Genomic DNA, 17275 nt, shown 5'->3' on the forward strand with positions numbered 1-17275 from the left:
TCCTCGCTATAGTATTTGCAGCGTTCGGAGGGGTGGCAGAGTGGTTGAATGCACCGGTCTTGAAAACCGGCATGGGTTTATAGCCCATCCAGGGTTCAAATCCCTGCTCCTCCGCCATATTCAGAGAGGCCCGCTTGTGAAAACAGGCGGGCTTTTTCGTATCTCAGTTTTGATGATAGCGATTAGCCAGGTATAGGCGGTTAGAGAATGGCGGGTTTATAGCGCCATTATGCAGGGTTCAAATCCCTGCTCCTTTGCCATATTCTGAGAAGCCCGCTTGTGAAAGCAGGCGGGCTTTTTCGTATCTCATTTTTGATGATTGCCATTAGCCTGGTATCGGTTAGCGGATTGCCGGGTTTATAGCGCCATTATGCAGGGTTCAAATCCCTGCTCCTTTGCCATATTCAAAGAGAACAGCTTTTTGTAAACTGGCTGGCCTTTTCATGTCTGCTCTCCATATCTATTCAAGTTGGTCGTATTCAGAAGACCGTTAGAATTATCGCAGTTATCAGCCTTATATCTTGGTTTCCCCCAAAGAACTCTATTGGTATTACCCTGGTTGTCTGCATTTGGGACAGGTGGATAAATAATCCTTCGACTTTGTTGGTTTTTCAGCATTTAACTTGTTGCTTTGTCGAACTTTAGGCATAGTGTGGGCGCTGGAAATTCCCCCGGCGAAGATGGATAAGCAGGAAAAGGAAGGAGTTAGGTGATGGATAAGCCTGAAGTACCCGCAATCGGCATAGATTTGGGCACCACCAACAGCGCCATTGCGCTTTGGCGCGACGGTAAGGTGCAGATGATCCCCAATGCCTTGGGAGAGGATTTAACCCCGTCGGTCGTCAGTATCGATGAGGATATGCACCTATTGGTTGGTCGTCCGGCCGCCGAACGTTTAATGACTCATCCACGCAATACTGCCGCCATATTCAAACGTTTTTTGGGCAGTGAGAAACGCTATCGCCTCGGAGGTCAGGAGTTCAGCCCCACTGAGCTTTGCGCCATCATACTCAGTACCCTCAAGGCCGATGCCGAAGCCTATCTTGGGCACGCCATTAAGCAAGTGGTGATTTCTGTACCGGCTTACTTCAATGATCAGCAGCGCAAACAAGTGCATACGGCTGCGGAGCTGGCCGAGCTGGAAGCGGTACGCCTTATCAATGAACCCACAGCCGCCGCCATGGCTTACAGCTTACACGAGTCCCATAGCCGACGTTTCCTGGTGTTTGATATAGGTGGTGGTACCTTCGATGTCACCATTGTCGAGTTCCAGGATGGCATCATAGAAGTTCGCGCTTCGGCCGGTGATAACCGTCTCGGTGGTGAAGACTTCACTCAGGATCTGCTCGATGGCGTGTTGCAAAAGCTACAGCTGGAGCGTGAAAGCCAATCTCTCAAGTACCTCAGTCAGCTCTATTACGCCTGTGAAAATGCCAAGCGTCACAGTAATGGCCAGGGAACCCGGGTCTGTTTGAGTGGCGAGCAGGATATCAACCTCGAGTTCGACGGCCATGAGCTGGAAAAGATTTGGCAACAGACACTGAACCGGCTGCGAAAACCGCTGAGCCAGGCACTTGCCGACGCCAGATTACAACCCGAAGAGATAGATGAACTCATTCTGGTGGGTGGTGCCAGCCGTCAGCATCATGTAAAGCAGGTCGCTACCAGGTTACTGGGCCGCTTTGGCCGCCAGGAGCTGGATCCCGACCGGGTGGTGGCCATGGGCGCAGCCATTCAGGCCGCCTGTCGTTTGCGCGATGAAGCGGTAGAGGAGCTGATCCTCACCGATGTTTGTCCCTTCAGTCTGGGGATCCGGGTAGAGAGCAATGGCCAGTCCGGGGTGTTCAGTCCCATCATAGAACGCAACACTGTGGTGCCGGTATCGCTGGAGCAACGCTATTACGCCGGTCATGAAGAGCAGAGCCAAGTGTGTATCGCCATCTATCAGGGAGAGAGCCTTTGGGTTGCCAATAATCTGCACATTGACGATCTCGATATCGATATTCCAACCGGGAAAGGGTTGCAATCGGTGGATGTCAGATTCAGCTACGATATCAACGGTATGCTTGAAGTGGATGTCACCATCACCAGCACAGGAGAGGTACACCAGAAAGTGATAGATCGCAGCCCGACCGGGGTATCGGAAGACGATAGACAAGCCAGCAGGCAAAGGCTTGCCAGATTGAAAGTGCATCCCCGCGAGCAATTACCCAACCTCAACCTGACGGAAAAGTTACATCGCATGTATGAGGAATGCCTGGGAGGCGAGCGGCGTCAGATAGAACACTGGTTGCTGAGTTTTGAACAGGCTCTGGCCTCCCAGGATGAACACTATATTCGTGATGTGCGCCAGGCAATTCAAAATGCACTGGCGCACTGGGATCAATAAACAATTTCTTCCAGGGTAATTCTTCTGGGTTCTTTAAAACTCTTCGGCCAGCCGTGACGCATTGAAGACGCGGCTTGTGTGCCTGCGGCCGCCAGCAGGTGGCCAAGAAGCAGTGGCAGCGCCCACCAGAAGCTGTTACCCACCAAGGCCAACACTATGGCAAAGGTGCTCCACACCCCATAGTTGCGGGCGCCTTTAGATGTCTGGCGGGTACTGCAGATCCTGAATACCATAAACAGGTTAAAGGCCAGGAACACCAAGAGTTTTCCTTTATGAGCCTCGAGTTGCTGCACTATGGACATAGGGTCGAGCAGTGAGGCTGCGCTGTCGGGATAGATGGGGAATACGAAAAAGCCGTGCAGTGCCACCAGTAGTGCCCAGACAAAAAGGCGCTTGCCGCTGTGCAGATTAAAGCGTTGCGGCGCTTTCTCTCGGTCGTCACTGATGACCTGGTTGAGCTTATCTTCCAGCAGTTGGCACAATAGCTTGGCGGTGTTTTGTCTGTCACCGGCAAGCTTGGGTTGCGACTTGTGAAAATCCTCTACCAAGGTGCCATTAAACCCCGAACGTGAGATGTCATTGGCCAACAAGGCTATGCAGTAACAGGCCGGATAGACATAGTCTTTGGCTTCTTTTTTCGCCGCACAGGCATCAATGGCTTCCGGATGAATGCCCCGTTCCCAATCATCATTCAGCAGACCATAGGCCAGGGTATTGTCGTCGTAGTAATACTCTTCGAAATTGATATTTTGCTCTTTCAGCTGCCCCTGAAGCTTCTCCAGTTGTGGCGTAGTGACATAGCGCCAGCTATTAGTGGCGTTGGGGTGATATCTCAGTGCCGCCCAGAGTATCAGGGTATTGTGTATATCGTCAGTGGTTTCAACCCTGCGATTGATCAAGGCTCCGAGTGCCGTCAGTTGCTCGGCATCAATCTGTTGCCAGAGCTCTTCATCGCTTAAGCTTGATTGCGCCAAGCGCTCGACCTGGTTGCGCAGCTCTATGCAAAACACAAACTGCTTGGGCCAACGCATGACGGCTTCGGCAATCAGCGGCGAGATGCTTTGCGGATCCGCACACGTCTGCCAAGCCAAGGCAAAGGGAGTGTCCTTGATTGGCTGCGGCAACTGCGTCAGTGAAAGTGCCTGACGCATCGCCAAGCGATGGCTGATTTTGCTCCATGGCAATGAATAGTAGAACTCTGCCCACTCCAGGGCGATATCCGGTTGAGAACTTTGCTCCTTGGCGGCTTGCTCGCCGTTTTCAGCGTCCGATGAATGCTCAAATGCTGACAGCAATGGCTGACGTACCCCCTCACGTTGCCAGATCAGCATGCCAAACAGACTGGGATTTTCCGTCAGCAGTGACAGCCATTCTTCGGCTTCGGCTCTTTGACACAAGGCCTGTAGCCAGCTATCCGGCAGCAGGGGATGGCGCTGGCCAACTTGCAGCCACTCCTCGGGCGTGGGTTGGCTGAAGGCCTGGGCATCGGGCGCAGGCATAGTAAACCAGTTGGTCTGGCCATAACCTGCCGCCAGCGTTTCAAACACGGCATGCTTGGGTCTATTGGCGAGGATCTCTGTCGCAATGCCGCAAAGTAACTCGCCGAGATAATGCCAACCGGCTTCCACGCGATCGCAAGCCGGCAATTGAGCGAACTGTTCAATCTGTTGCCAACTACCCAGCTGACATGCCCAGAACAATCTCGCCAACGCGCCTTCATAACCGGGCAAGGACTTCAGCGGCAATATGGTGTGGGGCATAGCGCCTTCGTTGAATACCGTCTTGTACAGCAGTTGCTCGATGAAATCCGCCTCTTGGGGTTCATCAAACCAGCACTCTTCAAAGGCGGCCGATATTCGCCAGTTCCCGCCTTGCTGACAGGCCAATGCCTTAAACCAAAGTGCCAAACGCGGCGTGCTCGGCAGATACCAGTTTTCCAGATGTTCGGCCAATAGCTGAGGCAGCTCGGCTTGCTTGAGTTCATCGGCGAGTTTGAGTGCTAAGGATTCCTTACCGCAGCGGCGGCTGATCTCGGCCAGCAGCACCAAATCTTCGCCCCAGAGTTCGCCTTGCTGCAACACAAAGTCACATAACTCAAGCAACTGTTCCACGGGCCAATTCAGGTTTAACGCCCTGATAACCCTGAGTTGGACAATCGCAAGCGCAGGGTGCAGCACGCCGCAGACATGATCGCTAAAGAACAATATGCGGATCTGGGGGAAATCACAGTCAAGCAGTGCATTTTGCAATGGTTGGTAGTAGCTTTGGATGGCGATTTGAGTCGCATTATCCTGAGTCGCCAACCAGTCCAGCGGCGCAGGGCTCGGCCGCGAAATCCACCAATCGAAAAAAGCCGCTCTTTGTTGCTGTGCCTTATCGCCCCGCTCAAGTGAACTCCACTCCAGTGCATGCCACAAATGACTGATAATTTGTCCTGGCAGCCAGCGCCAATTGAGTATCTCCGCCTGAACCCACTGTGACAGCTGGGCTTGGCAGGAAAGAGAGCTTTGGCCGACACGCTCGGCCCACTGATACCAGTGTTCATTGTCAAAGCGCAGGCGCTCATTGCCCAACATGCTCATAAGCTGCTGGAATAGACTCTCCAGGGGTTCAACCCGAGCTTTGGCAGCTGTTTGCTGGGTTTCCGGCGGCTGGGCCCGGTAGCTGTAATCTTGCTGCTGCGACTCTTGTTGTGGCTGATATTGTGTCTCTTGTTGCGGCAATGGTTGTGCCTTGGCCGCTGCGGGCGAGGGCGTATTCAGCTCCAGTGGTTTGGGCTGGGTTGCCGGGCGGGCCGCAGCCAAGGCTTGTTCGTAGGCGCTGCGCAGTGCTCTGAAGCCTTCCGGGTTATCCTCCGGGTGACAGTCGCGGAGCTGGGTGCGGTAAGCCTGCTTGATGGCTGTTTCATCTTGGGTGGCGGTGATACCGAGTATTTGCCAGATATCCATGGCGACTAATCCTGTGTTTGGTTGAGAAGATCGAGCAGGCTTTGCGGGGCGCTAAGTTGCGGCAATTCCATGTCCCAGTCGCATTGATGAATGGGGTTATCCCTGTCGTTGATAGCACGGCGATAGTCTATCCGTTGTCGTCTGGCTATCCAGCCATTGAGTAATGCCTCTGCTGCCTCTTCTGTGTCCGGCTCGTTGATTAAAAACATCCATATCGCACGCCCGGCAAACCAGGCTTGGGTATATTGCTCCCAAGAGCGGTAAAAATAGCGGCTTTTGGTTGCGATAAAGCTGTGGAGAAAATCGAACTCTTCCTGGCTGACCCAACCCAAGCGCAATCCTTCCCGGGTGAGATAAGAGGCGCGCCCGAAATCATAGGCACGGGTGCCGCCGACTCCGAGAATGGAATAAGTCGCGGCGACATAGCGCATTTCGGCCTGCCTACGCGGGGATTGTTCGAAATCAATAAGATATCGCCAGTTCAAGCTGGTACCACAGGCATATTGACTATAATCACTGACCAGATAATGACCATGGGTGCCGTCGTTAACCAGACTGGCAATCTGCTGATGAAGGGATAATCTATCGGTAATACCCCAGTCTTCTTCCAGTGTATTGGGTTCTTCGAGCCCGGCATGCAGGGAAGTAGGGTTAAGATAACCTCTGGCCTGGGTTTGGAAACTGATCTGTGGCGAGGTGAGTGTAAGCCACCAGATCTGATGGAGAGACAACGTATTGGTGGACATTCCAGCTCCTTGGTTTTCTTCCATAAAATCAGCGGCTACTATAAAAGCCGTTGGCAGATTAAGCAATAATGGCGCCGGGCAATGGCGATTCTGTTGTGCAACTTGTGAGCTCGATGGCATGACTTGCAAAGCAAAGCCCCGCGAACGGGGCTTTGTGGAATGATTCAAACTAACAGCTTAAGACTGAACGCTGGTTTGCAGCGCCGCAATAGGCTGTTTTTGCGGCATGGCCCAGATACTGTCAGGCGGCCCCTGGGTCGCTCGTTTAAAGGTTTTGAGCGCGCCAAAGGCAAAGATGGCGGCAAAACCGAATGCGGTGAGATCCACCGCCCAGGTGCCTGGGGTCTCCGGTGCCCAAATTCCAAGACCGGGTGCCAGCAACGCCAGGATGGATGTCAGCGGCATTGCCAGACAGACCAGCGCCGATAGCGCTTGCAGTGTTACCGCGGCTCTGGCAGCACCACGCCAGAAAGCATAAGCCAGGGCAATAAGGAAACTGGCGTAGTAGCTCCACAGATACAGATGATTGATATTTTCTACATGAGCATATCCCCATTTACCCAGCAACATGGCCAGCGCAACGCCTAACATTGAACCCAAGCAAATTCCTACAGTAGCGGCTCCAAGGATCCTGACTCTTCTCGGTTGCTCTGGAATGGGCTCCCCCTTGCGCTGTTTGCTGCGGCGCTTTTCCAGCCATAGCAGATTACCGCTGTAAAACAGCATGGCACCACTCATTCCGAGGAAAAAATAGAGCCAGCGACCGGGATAGCCGCCGTAGGAGCCAAAGTGAAGTCCAAAGAATACCGAAACCATCCGGCCCCAAACGCCTTCTTCCCCCGGAGTAAAGGTGCTGTTGCCCACCTCAAGGGTGTAGGGGTTCATATAAAGGAAGTCTCCTATCGGGCCGCGCATCAACGCTTCTTCGTTATACATGGCCATCCGGACCATGGGAGCCGGAGTATCCATGCCCATATAGGTCAAACTGAGTGCCTGATAACCGGGCGCGAAGCTTTCGGCCCGAGCAACCAGTTCGGTTACCGGGGGCAGGGTGCTCAGTGAGCGCACTTCGCCCTTGGGCGCTTCGCGATTGAACATCGGCTTATCGCCATAAACAAACTGCCCCAAGGCGCCGTACAATTGATCGTGAAAGACAAACACCACTACGGTCAAACTGATAATGATATGAAATGGCAGTGCTGTGATGCCAAGCAGGTTGTGGCTGTCGAGCCAAAAACGATTGGGGCCTTTCTTGCGCCTTAAGGCAAACAGCGTTTTCACCAGAGTTGGCAGCAGGAAGATCACCCCGGAAACCAACGCCAGAAAATAGAGAATGCCGGCAACCCCCATAAAATAAGCACCGAGCTGCTCGTGTCCCATATCACCAGGAATACCGCCGGTGCGGTGCAGCTCATCTATCAAGCGTGCCAGTTGGCTCTTGGGTTCCTTATGGGAGATGAGCTCACCTTGATTGCTTAAACTGGCATGCCAAAGCTCATCGCCCAGACCCCATTGCCGCTCACTGCCGGAGGCGTACCAACTCAAAGGCGAATGCTTGTCGCTGGCAAGATGAAGGCTGAAGCCCTTACTTAACTCAGGGTGCTGCGCTCTGGCTTCGCTGAGTAGTTTGTCCATCTGTTCCAGTTTCACCTGTGGCAAAATGGTTTGCGGTGGTGATGACCAGGCGGCAATCTCTTCCTTGAACATGGTCAGGGCGCCGGCATAAAAACCGATAAACAGTAAAATCCCGGCGAGTATGCCCACCCAGGTATGAAGTGTTTGATAAATTCTGAGAATATCGCTGCGGATCTGCATTTACTTAACCCACCATAGTAGCAGCCATGCAAGCACGTTGGCCGCCATTAGCCAGAAAATGGCGCGGCGGGCACTGTAGAACAAATAGCTGAAGCTGAAGAATGAAAGCCAGAGTGGCGCTATCAGCCACATATTGAATTGCACCTTATCTTTGGCCTCTATGCCACCAGGCCCCACCCAGGCAAAGATGCCACTGAGTGCGACTGCCAGGGCTAAGCCCAGCAATGCGCCGGCAAGGGTTTTCCCCAGCCAGTCAGGGCGGATTTTATCTTTCTTAATGGTTGTCATCTGTTGTCTCCCTTGAGCAGGGAAATAAAGGGCAGGGAGCCCAGCAGCATGGAAAGCAGCATGAGCCAAAAAAACAACGCGGCCGAGGCCGTCAACAGTAAACCCCAGCCGAGCAGAGCCAGCAGCAGTAATAAAGTGCCCAGCAGTTTGGCCTGCCAGGGCAAAGGTTTGGCAAGCAAGGCCTGGTGTTTACTGCCTGAATAGATAAGCAGTGAACCCAGGGTCATCGTCAGGATCAACAGGAGGTACCACATGAGTTGCGATGTCCGAAGAATTGGTTTGATAAAGAATCGCAACATAGCACAAGTATTAAATCTATTAAATGATATTTATTCCTATTTACAATTAGGGCCAACTTAAATACAAGTTACTGATATCAATCATTAACTCTATGCAAACCTATGAACAGTTTATGTGTTACTTCACATAAATCTAATGAGACCGGGGATGTAATCCAAGTGTGATCCCGGAAAGGAGGCAAAGCTGCAATGTAAAGAAACATTTCATTTTTGATTGACAGCCGTTTTTTAAAGACCGTGTATTGGGAACATTAAAAAGCCAATAGCGAATCCAATTCTTGGATGCCTTTCTCTGCTCAAGGTGTTGTTGTAATCACTGCAATTACCGGGGCAATTTCGAGTCAAAATTGCAGACCCGACACTTTACAAAAGATAGACACTGTCGCGGCTAATCGAGGCTAGGGTCATGTGGAAAAACCATTAGATGGAGCAATTGGAATCGACGGCAAGCACATTTTGCTGTGGTTACTGCCGACAACAGCTTGGAGTAATCGCAATCGGAGCAATACGATGGAGCAAACAACATCAGAGAGCTTAACTCAATTCAGGACGTTCTTGGAAAACGCAAACCGCCACGATGAAGGGAGCATGCATATGTACGTAAGCCATATCAGATCTAATTTAACATAATATACATTGTGCGCATTTTTATGTGCAGCTATTTGAAATCTGGAGAGTTATTACCGGTAAATCCCAGGTTTAAGGCAACTTCCTCCGTGATTCACCTTAAACCTCTACTAATAGTTTTCTTGGATTAGCTCTCAATTCCTTGCAGTCTATCCAATGGTTTGGCGGATGCACTCTGGTGCCTTTCTTCCTGGCTGGTGTGCAGATACTGCGACGTGGTGTCTATGCTTTCATGACCGGCGTCCGCCTGCACATGGGATAAAGGCCGACCATTGAGATTGATGTCATGAGTGATACCTGTATGGCGAATACTGTGCGCAGTAAGCTGTCGCATTTCATTGGCTTCCTGGATAAAGCCATCTTTCTCGGCATCATCGGCGGCGCAGTTTATCAGAAACTGAATTTCATCCCGCAGTTGACGTATGCCGAGGTTGGCATTGAGCACGCCACTTTCCCGACCTCGGCCGGCGGCGCGATGCCGTATAAACAGCGGCGTGGTTTCATTGGCTTGCGGATAGTCACTCAATCCCAAATGGCGCCGGTAACTTTGCAGTGATTGCAGCAACGCTTTGGATACCGCCACGTTTCTGGCCTTGCCGCCTTTACTCCTGGGAATATGAAAATACCAGATGCCGCTGTGATTATGGCGCTTGAATTGACTCATGGTTGGCGCATAACCGGCACGAGCGGCAATTTCCGAGATCCGCAGATAACAGCCGTACATCAGGTTAATCAAGAACAGACTGCGTTGATGTTGTGCCGGCTCGGCTTCAGCCAGGCGCTGCACGCAAGCTACAAGATAAGACCATTGCAGCTCACTGAACACCTTGAGTTGCTCTTCGGCCGGATCCAACCTGAACTTACTCTTATTGGCAAAGCGACTGTGATTGAGCCAGAGCTGCGCCGGGTTGCGCTCACAATACTCTTCGCTCATAAGATAAGTATAAAATGATGAAAGTATGGCTATTTTTGTCTTCAAGGCATTATCGCTCAGGCTGTATGGCAAGGGTTTGCCGAGCGCCTTGCGACCAATAAACGGCCGCCAGTTGGGATTGGGTTCCCGACTCTGATTGAACTTATCCGTCTTGAATTGCGGGACGTTGAAATAACCCACTAACTCTGTTGGTGGCGCCTGGCAATAAGCCACGTAACGTCCCATTTCCCGTCGGCCCACATTGGCGGCGGATATGCCTGCGACATCGAAACACCAGTGAAAAAAGGTTGTCAACTCGCTGCGGTACGCCTTGTAGTTGTTTTCACTGTCTCTTTGTTCGTAAAGCCAGTCTGTTGCATGCTCAAGCAAGAGGCCGGCATCGGCCACTTTACCCAGGCTTAATTGGGTAATATAGCTGTTGACCACAGGGTTACCCTGCAAAAGCAAGTCTGCGCTGTCAAACAGCGGCATGGCAGATAACGCTTGATAGTCTTCCAAGGTAAAACCTATTCTATAGCAATGATTACTATAGATTTTACTCCTTTTTGACTGATGCCGATAATGTTATTTATCGGCACTAATCCCAGTCTCACATTGGCTGCACTGACGATCGCAATGGACTCTTTGCTTACAGCACCAAAGGCACAATTGCCAAACCTGCTTTTTGGATTGGCTGTCGAGACAACGAAAATCCGCCGCACATAATTCGCCCTTGTGGATCAACTCAGCCAGTTTGCCGACGGGTATCGCCATGCAAACTTCCTGATCGGTTTTATACGATATTGTTTTGCTTTTGGTTTCCATTCTGCCACCCACTTAATGAGAATAATTCTCAATATAGTAGATCCCGGCGCTGCTGAAAATCCCCCTATACCGGCCGTTGTCAAATTTGTGAGCTATTGCTAGCCCTTCTCGATGCTTGGACTACACTTTTGAAAGGTAAATCAAAACTATTCAATTGATTGGAGTCCAACAGATGCTGATCGACATGGCCAAGAAAGGCCCGCTATTTGGCTCAAAGAAAGCTTCAACAACGACAGATACCCTGCCCCCCTGGAAGGTTCTGGTGGTGGATGATGAGCCTGATGTGCATACAGTCACTAAACTTGCCCTATCCCGCTTCAAACTCGACGGCCGCGGATTGAGCTTTATCAACGCTTATAGCGGCGAACAAGCCAAAGAGCTACTGCAAGGTGAAGAAGATGTCGCCGTCGCCTTTATTGATGTGGTGATGGAAAGCGATCATGCCGGGCTTGAGTTGGTGCGGTGGATCCGTGAAAACCAACAAAATAAAGCCATCAGGCTGATTCTGCGTACCGGTCAACCCGGGCAGGTGCCGGAAGAGGATGTGATAGTTAACTATGACATCAATGACTATAAAGCCAAGGCCGAGTTGGACTCCCGTAAGCTGACAACCAGTGTCTACTCTGCCCTGCGCTCTTTCAGGGACATTACCGAAATTGAGCAGGCGCGGCAGATGCAGCTCAATCATCGCCAGGGGCTGGAGCGGGTTTTGGAGGCCACTTCCGGCCTGTTTGAACTGCGTACCCTGCACAAATTTGCTGATGGTTTACTGACTCAGGTGGCCAACTTGCTTGAGCTCAAAGACGCCACCACCATACTCGGCTGCAATGCCATGGATGCGGTAACAGAGCCGGGTAACGGCAACAAAATTCAGATATTGGCCGCCACAGGTGAGTTTACCAACCACCATGAGAAACCCTTGCCTTCTCATATTCAGTCGCTGATGGAAGAAGCCTTGAAAGAGCAGCGTTGTCTTTATCGGGATGATTGCTTTGTGGGCTACTTTCCGGCCCAAAATAACTGGGTCAACCTGCTTTATATGGATTCGGTCAGCCAGTTGACCGATCTGGATAAACAGCTTATCGACATTTTTGCCATTAATGTCGGGGTGGCGTTCGAAAACCTGCTGCTGAATCAGGAAGTGGAAGATACTCAGTCGGAGCTTATTTTACGTCTCGGTGATGTGGTGGAGAGCCGCTCCAAGGAAGCGGCCAATCATGTTAAGCGTATGGCCGAGTATTGCCATGAACTGGCGCTGCTTGCCGGCCTGCCGGAAACGCAGGCCGATCTGCTCAAGCGCGCTGCGCCCATGCATGACATAGGGAAAATAGCCATTCCCGACAATGTGCTGCTCAAACCGGGGAAACTGGACGATATTGAGTGGGATGTGATGCGGCAACACCCGATAATCGGCCATCAGATCCTGGCTAATTCAGAGCGGCCCATTTTAAAGGCCGCCGGCACAATCGCCCTGCAACACCATGAGAAGTACGATGGCAGTGGCTATCCCAGAGGCCTCTCGGGTAAAGAGATACATCCCTTCGCCAGAATCGTTGCCATTGCCGATGTGTTCGATGCCCTGTCACACGCCCGCTGCTATAAGCCGGCCTGGCCGCTCGATGAGGTACTGAGCGAGATGCAGTCCTGCAGCGGCAGCCATTTTGACCCGGACTTTCTAAGGCTGTTTATTGATAACATAGATATCTTTATCAAAATAAAAAACAATTGGCGCGATGACGCCGAGCCTTAAGCTGTTTGCACACTGGGGAATGGTTCTGCATAGCGAAAATTGAGATGCGAGCCATTTGAGCAGGCCCGCGGTATACGAGATTTTTAGTCTTGCAGTGGTTTTCAGGCAAAATGTCCGATTTTAACTTATGGCTATTCCTGCTTATGGCTGTCGGCGAGAAAGTCGAACCAAGTTGAGTACTGCTCTGTGCCCTGCTGCCAACTGACAAACACCCGCCATACCATATAACCACTGCTGCAGGAGCCAAAAATCAGTTGGCCCTCGAATGTTTCCCCTTCGGTGGCAGACGGCGTCATAGGAATGACCCCCATAAACATATCCCGGCCCTCGACACGAAGTTTGAGATTGGATACCGGGCGATTAAAGCCAAGCTGCCAGTGAATAGGCTTTTCGCTGGGGGCAAAGCTTGGGTTCAGCATCAGGGAGATCTGCTGCTCACCCAATTTTTTAACACAATCGGTAACGGAAAAATCACACAAATCGGGATCTGCGACAGTTTGGGTCGCCCGGGGAGTTTGAGACTGGTCACAACCCAGGAGCAAAAGCAGGCTGAAAACGGCGCCAAATAGCTTGGAGAGAGTCGCACTATGCATAAAATTTCACCTTATGCTGCAAGGTGTTAACATTCTATGGTCAAGTTTGATCTGGATCAACAATGTGTCCGGCAGATTGGTATCTTTTTTGACGTAGCTCAAGTATCATTGCATCGCCTGACGTTTTGTCACAAATATGCAGGCTAAGCCATTGACACAAGAGTGTGACTCTCATAGGGGACGCCTTCACTCGAGTCATTTTATAACAGGTAAAGGCCTGTCCTTTACTGAACAACAAGTAAAAGTAATAAGCAGTGGAAGCAATATGATGAACCATTCCCAGCCAACAGGCGCTGATTACAATTACACCGTTGTCCGCCAATTTGCCTTAACCACAGTTTTGTGGGGCATTATTGGTATGTCATTAGGTGTACTTATCGCGGCTCAGTTAATCTGGCCACAGCTGAACTTTGAGACTCCTTGGTTAACTTTCAGTCGTTTAAGACCGTTACATACCAATGCTGTGATCTTTGCGTTCGGCACATCAGCCCTTTTCGCCACATCCTATTATGTCGTTCAACGCACCTGTCAGACCCGTCTGTTTGCACCTAAACTGGCTGCATTCACCTTCTGGGGATGGCAAGCCATCATTCTCTCGGCCGTAATCACTCTGCCGTTGGGTATCACCAGCAGTAAAGAATACGCCGAACTGGAATGGCCTATTGATATCGCCATCGCCGTAGTCTGGATCGCTTATGCGACCGTGTTCTTCGGTACCATTATCAAACGAACCACTTCCCACATCTATGTGGCCAACTGGTTCTTTGGCGCCTTCATTATCACAGTCGCCGTACTGCACATAGTGAACTCCATGGCTGTTCCTGTCAGCCTGTGGAAGTCTTATTCACTGTATAGTGGTGCTGTCGATGCCATGGTGCAATGGTGGTACGGTCATAACGCAGTAGGCTTCCTGCTGACTGCCGGTTTCCTCGGAATGATGTATTACTTCGTTCCCAAGCAAGCCGGGCGTCCCGTTTACTCTTATCGTCTGTCGATTGTCCACTTCTGGGCACTGATTGCCCTGTATATCTGGGCCGGTCCTCACCATCTGCATTACACTGCCCTGCCCGACTGGACTCAGTCTCTGGGTATGGTGATGTCACTGATCCTGTTCGCTCCTTCATGGGGCGGTATGATCAACGGTATCATGACCCTGTCCGGTGCCTGGCATAAACTGCGTACCGATCCGGTTCTGCGCTTCCTGGTGGTATCTCTGTCCTTCTACGGTATGTCTACCTTCGAAGGTCCTATGATGGCCATCAAGACAGTAAACGCTCTGTCTCACTACACCGACTGGACCATTGGTCACGTTCACTCTGGTGCACTTGGCTGGGTTGCCATGGTCTCTATCGGTTCTCTGTACCACCTGATCCCTGTGCTGTTTGGTCATGGCCGCATGTACTCCACCAAGCTGGTAAACCTGCACTTCTGGCTGGCGACTATCGGTACCGTACTTTATATCGTTGCCATGTGGATCTCCGGTGTAATGCAAGGTCTGATGTGGCGCGCTGTGAACGCAGACGGCACCCTGACTTACAGCTTTGTTGAAAGTCTGGAAGCCTCTTATCCGTTCTACTTCGTCCGCTTCCTGGGTGGTTGTTTCTTCGTAACGGGTATGCTGATCATGGCTTACAACGTGCTGCGCACTGTTTATGCCCCTAAAGACTCTCTGCCTGCCATCGCAGAAGCCAAAGCCGCATAAGGAGCAGTAACGATGAAATTCAATCATGAAATAGTTGAGAAGAATGTCGGCCTGCTGGGTATCTTCACTGTTATTGCCATCAGTATTGGTGGCCTGGTGCAGATCACGCCGCTTATCTTCCAAAAAGATACCACTGAGCCGGTTGCCGGTCTCAAGCCTTATACAGCCCTGCAGCTGGAAGGCCGTGATATCTATATCCGTGAAGGATGTAACAACTGTCACAGCCAGATGATCCGTCCGCTGCGTGCTGAAACCGAACGTTACGGTCACTACTCGGTTGCCGGTGAGTCGGTTTGGGATCACCCCTTCCTGTGGGGTTCCAAGCGTACCGGTCCCGACTTGGCCCGTGTGGGTGGTCGTTACAGTGACAAATGGCATGAAGTTCACCTGATCGATCCCCGTGCCGTTGTTCCTCAGTCCAACATGCCTGCCTTCCCTTGGCTTGCTGAAAACACTCTTACAGGTGAATACACAGCCAAGAAAATGGAAGTGATGCGTGGTTTTGGTGTGCCATACGAAGATAAAGATATCGAAGGCGCCCAAAAAGCCGTTGAAGGCAAGACAGAACTGCAGGCGCTGATCGCCTATCTGCAGTCGCTGGGACACGCACTGAAATAAGGAGGCAAATATGGACTACGGCACAATGCAAGGGATTATTACGCTGGTTTTGATCCTGGTTTTTGTCGGGATATTTGCTTGGGCATATAGCTCGCGTCGTCAAAAGCAATTCGACGAAGCAGCTAATCTGGTGTTTTCCGATGAGGAACAACACCAGAATGCGAAGGACTCAGGAGAACACAAATAATGTTAATGAGTAACTTCTGGAGTATCTGGATCACCGTACTCAGCTTACTGGTGATCGCAGGATGTTTTATTCTGCTACGGCTCTGCTCCAAAAACACCACGCCGGAGATTAAAGAAGGCGACTTGATGGACCACAGCTATGATGGTATTCAGGAGATCAACAACCCACTGCCTAAGTGGTGGAGCTATCTCTTTTATATCACCATCGTCTTTGGTCTGCTCTACCTGGTGCTCTACCCTGGCCTGGGTAACTACAAAGGCCTGCTTGGCTGGAGCAGTTCCAACCAGAGCATAGGTACCGAAAAAGGCATCAAGGCCGACTCCGCCAAGGCGATTGCTGACGCAACAGAAGAAGGCCGTTGGGTTCAGTACGATCAGGAAGTGAAGCTGGCCGATGAAAAGTACGGCCCTATCTTCGAAGCTTACAAAGCAACGCCACTGGCCGAGCTGGTCAAGAACGAAGAAGCCCTGAAAGTCGGTGGCCGTCTGTTCCTGCAGAACTGTGCCCAGTGTCACGGCTCAGCTGGTCGCGGTGGCAAAGGCTTCCCCAACCTGACCGACGGTGACTGGTTGTACGGCGGCGAGCTGGAAACTATCAAGACCACCATAATGAACGGTCGTCACGGTATGATGCCGCCTAAAGGTGGTCTGCCTATCGATGACAGCGAAATTGCTGGTCTGGCTGAATACGTAGTGAGCCTGTCCGGTCGTGAACATGATGCCGCGTTGGCCGCCAAGGGCCAAGGTTCATTTATGAAGGGCTGTTTTGCCTGTCACGGTATGGATGCCAAAGGTAACAAGCTGATGGGCGCCCCTAACCTGACCGACAATGTCTGGCTTTACGGCGGCAGCCGTGGCGTGATCATGGAATCCATCAAGAACGGCCGCAGTGGCGTTATGCCGGCGTGGAAAGACGTTCTCGGTGAAGAGAAAGTTCACGTCATAGCCGCTTACGTATATAGCTTGTCACATCAGGCTGAGAAGTAAGTTCGTTTGACTTTTCAAAGGCCTCGATAATTTCGGGGCCTTTGTTTTTAAAAAACCACTTTCGCGATAGAATAGCCGCCCAAATAGAATAGTAGGTAAACAGTATGAGCGCTCCACAAGCCTGGTATAAGCAGTTCTGGCCTTGGTTTCTTATCGTTTTGCCCATGTGCGCCGTTATAGCCAGTTTTGCCACTCTGCGTATTGCCCTCACCAACTCCGATTCCCTGGTTGCCGATGACTACTACAAAAACGGCAAGGCAATTAACCAGGACATCCACAAAATTCAATATGCCCGTCAATTGGGAATGCAATTTTCCCTTGAATGGCACAATGGCGAACTTCTGATAACCCAGCACGGCGGCCCAGAGTATCTGGCGGCACTGAACCTGGAGTTTTACCACCCTACTCTGGCAGAAAAGGATTTTACCCAAATGCTGACTGCCGATGCCTCCAAGGTGTATCGCTATATCCCCAATGAGTCGCTAGATGGCGCCTGGGTTGTACGAGTCGAAGGATTTGACCGTAAATGGCGTTTGCAGCAAAGACTGCAGATAGAAGCGGATAAAACCTACTGGCTCAATTGAGTGCT

Annotated in this window: 14 protein-coding genes and 1 tRNA gene; 8 read left to right on the top strand and 7 right to left on the bottom strand. The window is 51.3% G+C overall.

What is annotated here, in order from left to right; all coding sequences use genetic code 11:
• Positions 1-26: 26 nt before the first annotated feature.
• Both E1N14_RS10890 and E1N14_RS10895 read left to right on the top strand, forming a co-directional pair.
• Positions 27-117 (top strand) — tRNA-Ser (locus E1N14_RS10890).
• Between the two features lie 595 nt (positions 118-712).
• Positions 713-2389 carry an Hsp70 family protein gene (locus tag E1N14_RS10895; RefSeq protein ID WP_025010374.1) on the top strand — a complete coding sequence of 559 codons (1677 nt, stop codon included), beginning with the start codon at positions 713-715 and terminating at the stop codon, positions 2387-2389.
• On the opposite strand, the gene E1N14_RS10900 is transcribed toward E1N14_RS10895, so the two are convergent.
• From E1N14_RS10900 to E1N14_RS10925, 6 genes are all read right to left on the bottom strand, one after another.
• Positions 2383-5337: a J domain-containing protein gene (locus E1N14_RS10900; RefSeq protein WP_025010375.1), complete on the bottom strand. Its 2955-nt coding sequence runs from the start codon at positions 5335-5337 to the stop codon at positions 2383-2385. The two genes, E1N14_RS10895 and E1N14_RS10900, sit on opposite strands and share 7 nt — an antisense overlap.
• Positions 5338-5342: 5 nt before the next feature.
• Positions 5343-6083 carry a DUF1266 domain-containing protein gene (locus tag E1N14_RS10905; RefSeq protein WP_025010376.1) on the bottom strand — a complete coding sequence of 247 codons (741 nt, stop codon included), beginning with the start codon at positions 6081-6083 and terminating at the stop codon, positions 5343-5345.
• A 177-nt stretch (positions 6084-6260) separates the two neighbouring features.
• Positions 6261-7898 carry a PepSY-associated TM helix domain-containing protein gene (locus tag E1N14_RS10910; protein WP_025890021.1) on the bottom strand — a complete coding sequence of 546 codons (1638 nt, stop codon included), beginning with the start codon at positions 7896-7898 and terminating at the stop codon, positions 6261-6263.
• On the bottom strand, positions 7899-8186 hold the full coding sequence (locus tag E1N14_RS10915; RefSeq protein ID WP_025890020.1) for a hypothetical protein: 288 nt from the start codon (positions 8184-8186) through the stop codon (positions 7899-7901).
• Positions 8183-8440, bottom strand: coding sequence for a hypothetical protein (locus tag E1N14_RS10920; RefSeq protein ID WP_025010377.1), 258 nt, complete (start codon positions 8438-8440; stop codon positions 8183-8185). Before E1N14_RS10920 ends, E1N14_RS10915 begins: the two co-directional genes overlap by 4 nt.
• 799 nt (positions 8441-9239) lie before the next feature.
• Positions 9240-10517 carry a tyrosine-type recombinase/integrase gene (locus E1N14_RS10925; RefSeq protein WP_025010378.1) on the bottom strand — a complete coding sequence of 426 codons (1278 nt, stop codon included), beginning with the start codon at positions 10515-10517 and terminating at the stop codon, positions 9240-9242.
• 505 nt (positions 10518-11022) lie between these two features.
• On the opposite strand from E1N14_RS10925, the gene E1N14_RS10930 reads away from it, so the two are divergent.
• A complete protein-coding gene (locus E1N14_RS10930) occupies positions 11023-12600 on the top strand; it encodes a DUF3369 domain-containing protein (protein WP_025010380.1) in 1578 nt (525 codons plus the stop codon).
• 131 nt (positions 12601-12731) lie between these two features.
• Here the strand turns inward: E1N14_RS10930 and E1N14_RS10935 are convergent, their stop codons facing one another.
• Positions 12732-13193 (bottom strand): hypothetical protein, encoded by a 462-nt coding sequence (locus tag E1N14_RS10935; RefSeq protein WP_025010381.1) that lies wholly within the window; start codon positions 13191-13193, stop codon positions 12732-12734.
• Positions 13194-13458: 265 nt separating this feature from the next.
• Here E1N14_RS10935 and ccoN point away from each other — a divergent pair, with 265 nt between their 5' ends.
• The 5 genes from ccoN (at position 13459) to E1N14_RS10960 (ending at position 17270) form a co-directional block, all read left to right on the top strand.
• A complete protein-coding gene (gene ccoN / locus E1N14_RS10940) occupies positions 13459-14895 on the top strand; it encodes a cytochrome-c oxidase, cbb3-type subunit I (RefSeq protein ID WP_028779894.1) in 1437 nt (478 codons plus the stop codon).
• Positions 14896-14907: 12 nt separating this feature from the next.
• Positions 14908-15513, top strand: coding sequence for a cytochrome-c oxidase, cbb3-type subunit II (gene ccoO / locus E1N14_RS10945; protein WP_025010382.1), 606 nt, complete (start codon positions 14908-14910; stop codon positions 15511-15513).
• Between the two features lie 10 nt (positions 15514-15523).
• On the top strand, positions 15524-15700 hold the full coding sequence (locus tag E1N14_RS10950) for a CcoQ/FixQ family Cbb3-type cytochrome c oxidase assembly chaperone (protein WP_025010383.1): 177 nt from the start codon (positions 15524-15526) through the stop codon (positions 15698-15700).
• 5 nt (positions 15701-15705) lie between these two features.
• On the top strand, positions 15706-16686 hold the full coding sequence (gene ccoP / locus E1N14_RS10955; RefSeq protein ID WP_025890018.1) for a cytochrome-c oxidase, cbb3-type subunit III: 981 nt from the start codon (positions 15706-15708) through the stop codon (positions 16684-16686).
• A 104-nt stretch (positions 16687-16790) separates the two neighbouring features.
• A complete protein-coding gene (locus tag E1N14_RS10960) occupies positions 16791-17270 on the top strand; it encodes a FixH family protein (protein WP_025010384.1) in 480 nt (159 codons plus the stop codon).
• Positions 17271-17275: the final 5 nt, after the last annotated feature.

The sequence above is a fragment of the Shewanella algae genome, from assembly GCF_009183365.2.
GTDB classification, from domain to species: domain Bacteria; phylum Pseudomonadota; class Gammaproteobacteria; order Enterobacterales; family Shewanellaceae; genus Shewanella; species Shewanella algae.

Excerpts from the sequence above, each read along its gene's own strand:
- E1N14_RS10895 (WP_025010374.1), top strand. The coding sequence starts at position 713 with ATGGATAAGCCTGAAGTACCCGCAATCGGCATAGATTTGGGCACCACC.
- E1N14_RS10900 (WP_025010375.1), bottom strand. The coding sequence starts at position 5,337 with ATGGATATCTGGCAAATACTCGGTATCACCGCCACCCAAGATGAAACA.
- E1N14_RS10905 (WP_025010376.1), bottom strand. The coding sequence starts at position 6,083 with ATGTCCACCAATACGTTGTCTCTCCATCAGATCTGGTGGCTTACACTC.
- E1N14_RS10910 (WP_025890021.1), bottom strand. The coding sequence starts at position 7,898 with ATGCAGATCCGCAGCGATATTCTCAGAATTTATCAAACACTTCATACC.
- E1N14_RS10915 (WP_025890020.1), bottom strand. The coding sequence starts at position 8,186 with ATGACAACCATTAAGAAAGATAAAATCCGCCCTGACTGGCTGGGGAAA.
- E1N14_RS10920 (WP_025010377.1), bottom strand. The coding sequence starts at position 8,440 with ATGTGGTACCTCCTGTTGATCCTGACGATGACCCTGGGTTCACTGCTT.
- E1N14_RS10925 (WP_025010378.1), bottom strand. The coding sequence starts at position 10,517 with ATGCCGCTGTTTGACAGCGCAGACTTGCTTTTGCAGGGTAACCCTGTG.
- E1N14_RS10930 (WP_025010380.1), top strand. The coding sequence starts at position 11,023 with ATGCTGATCGACATGGCCAAGAAAGGCCCGCTATTTGGCTCAAAGAAA.
- E1N14_RS10935 (WP_025010381.1), bottom strand. The coding sequence starts at position 13,193 with ATGCATAGTGCGACTCTCTCCAAGCTATTTGGCGCCGTTTTCAGCCTG.
- ccoN (WP_028779894.1), top strand. The coding sequence starts at position 13,459 with ATGATGAACCATTCCCAGCCAACAGGCGCTGATTACAATTACACCGTT.
- ccoO (WP_025010382.1), top strand. The coding sequence starts at position 14,908 with ATGAAATTCAATCATGAAATAGTTGAGAAGAATGTCGGCCTGCTGGGT.
- E1N14_RS10950 (WP_025010383.1), top strand. The coding sequence starts at position 15,524 with ATGGACTACGGCACAATGCAAGGGATTATTACGCTGGTTTTGATCCTG.
- ccoP (WP_025890018.1), top strand. The coding sequence starts at position 15,706 with ATGAGTAACTTCTGGAGTATCTGGATCACCGTACTCAGCTTACTGGTG.
- E1N14_RS10960 (WP_025010384.1), top strand. The coding sequence starts at position 16,791 with ATGAGCGCTCCACAAGCCTGGTATAAGCAGTTCTGGCCTTGGTTTCTT.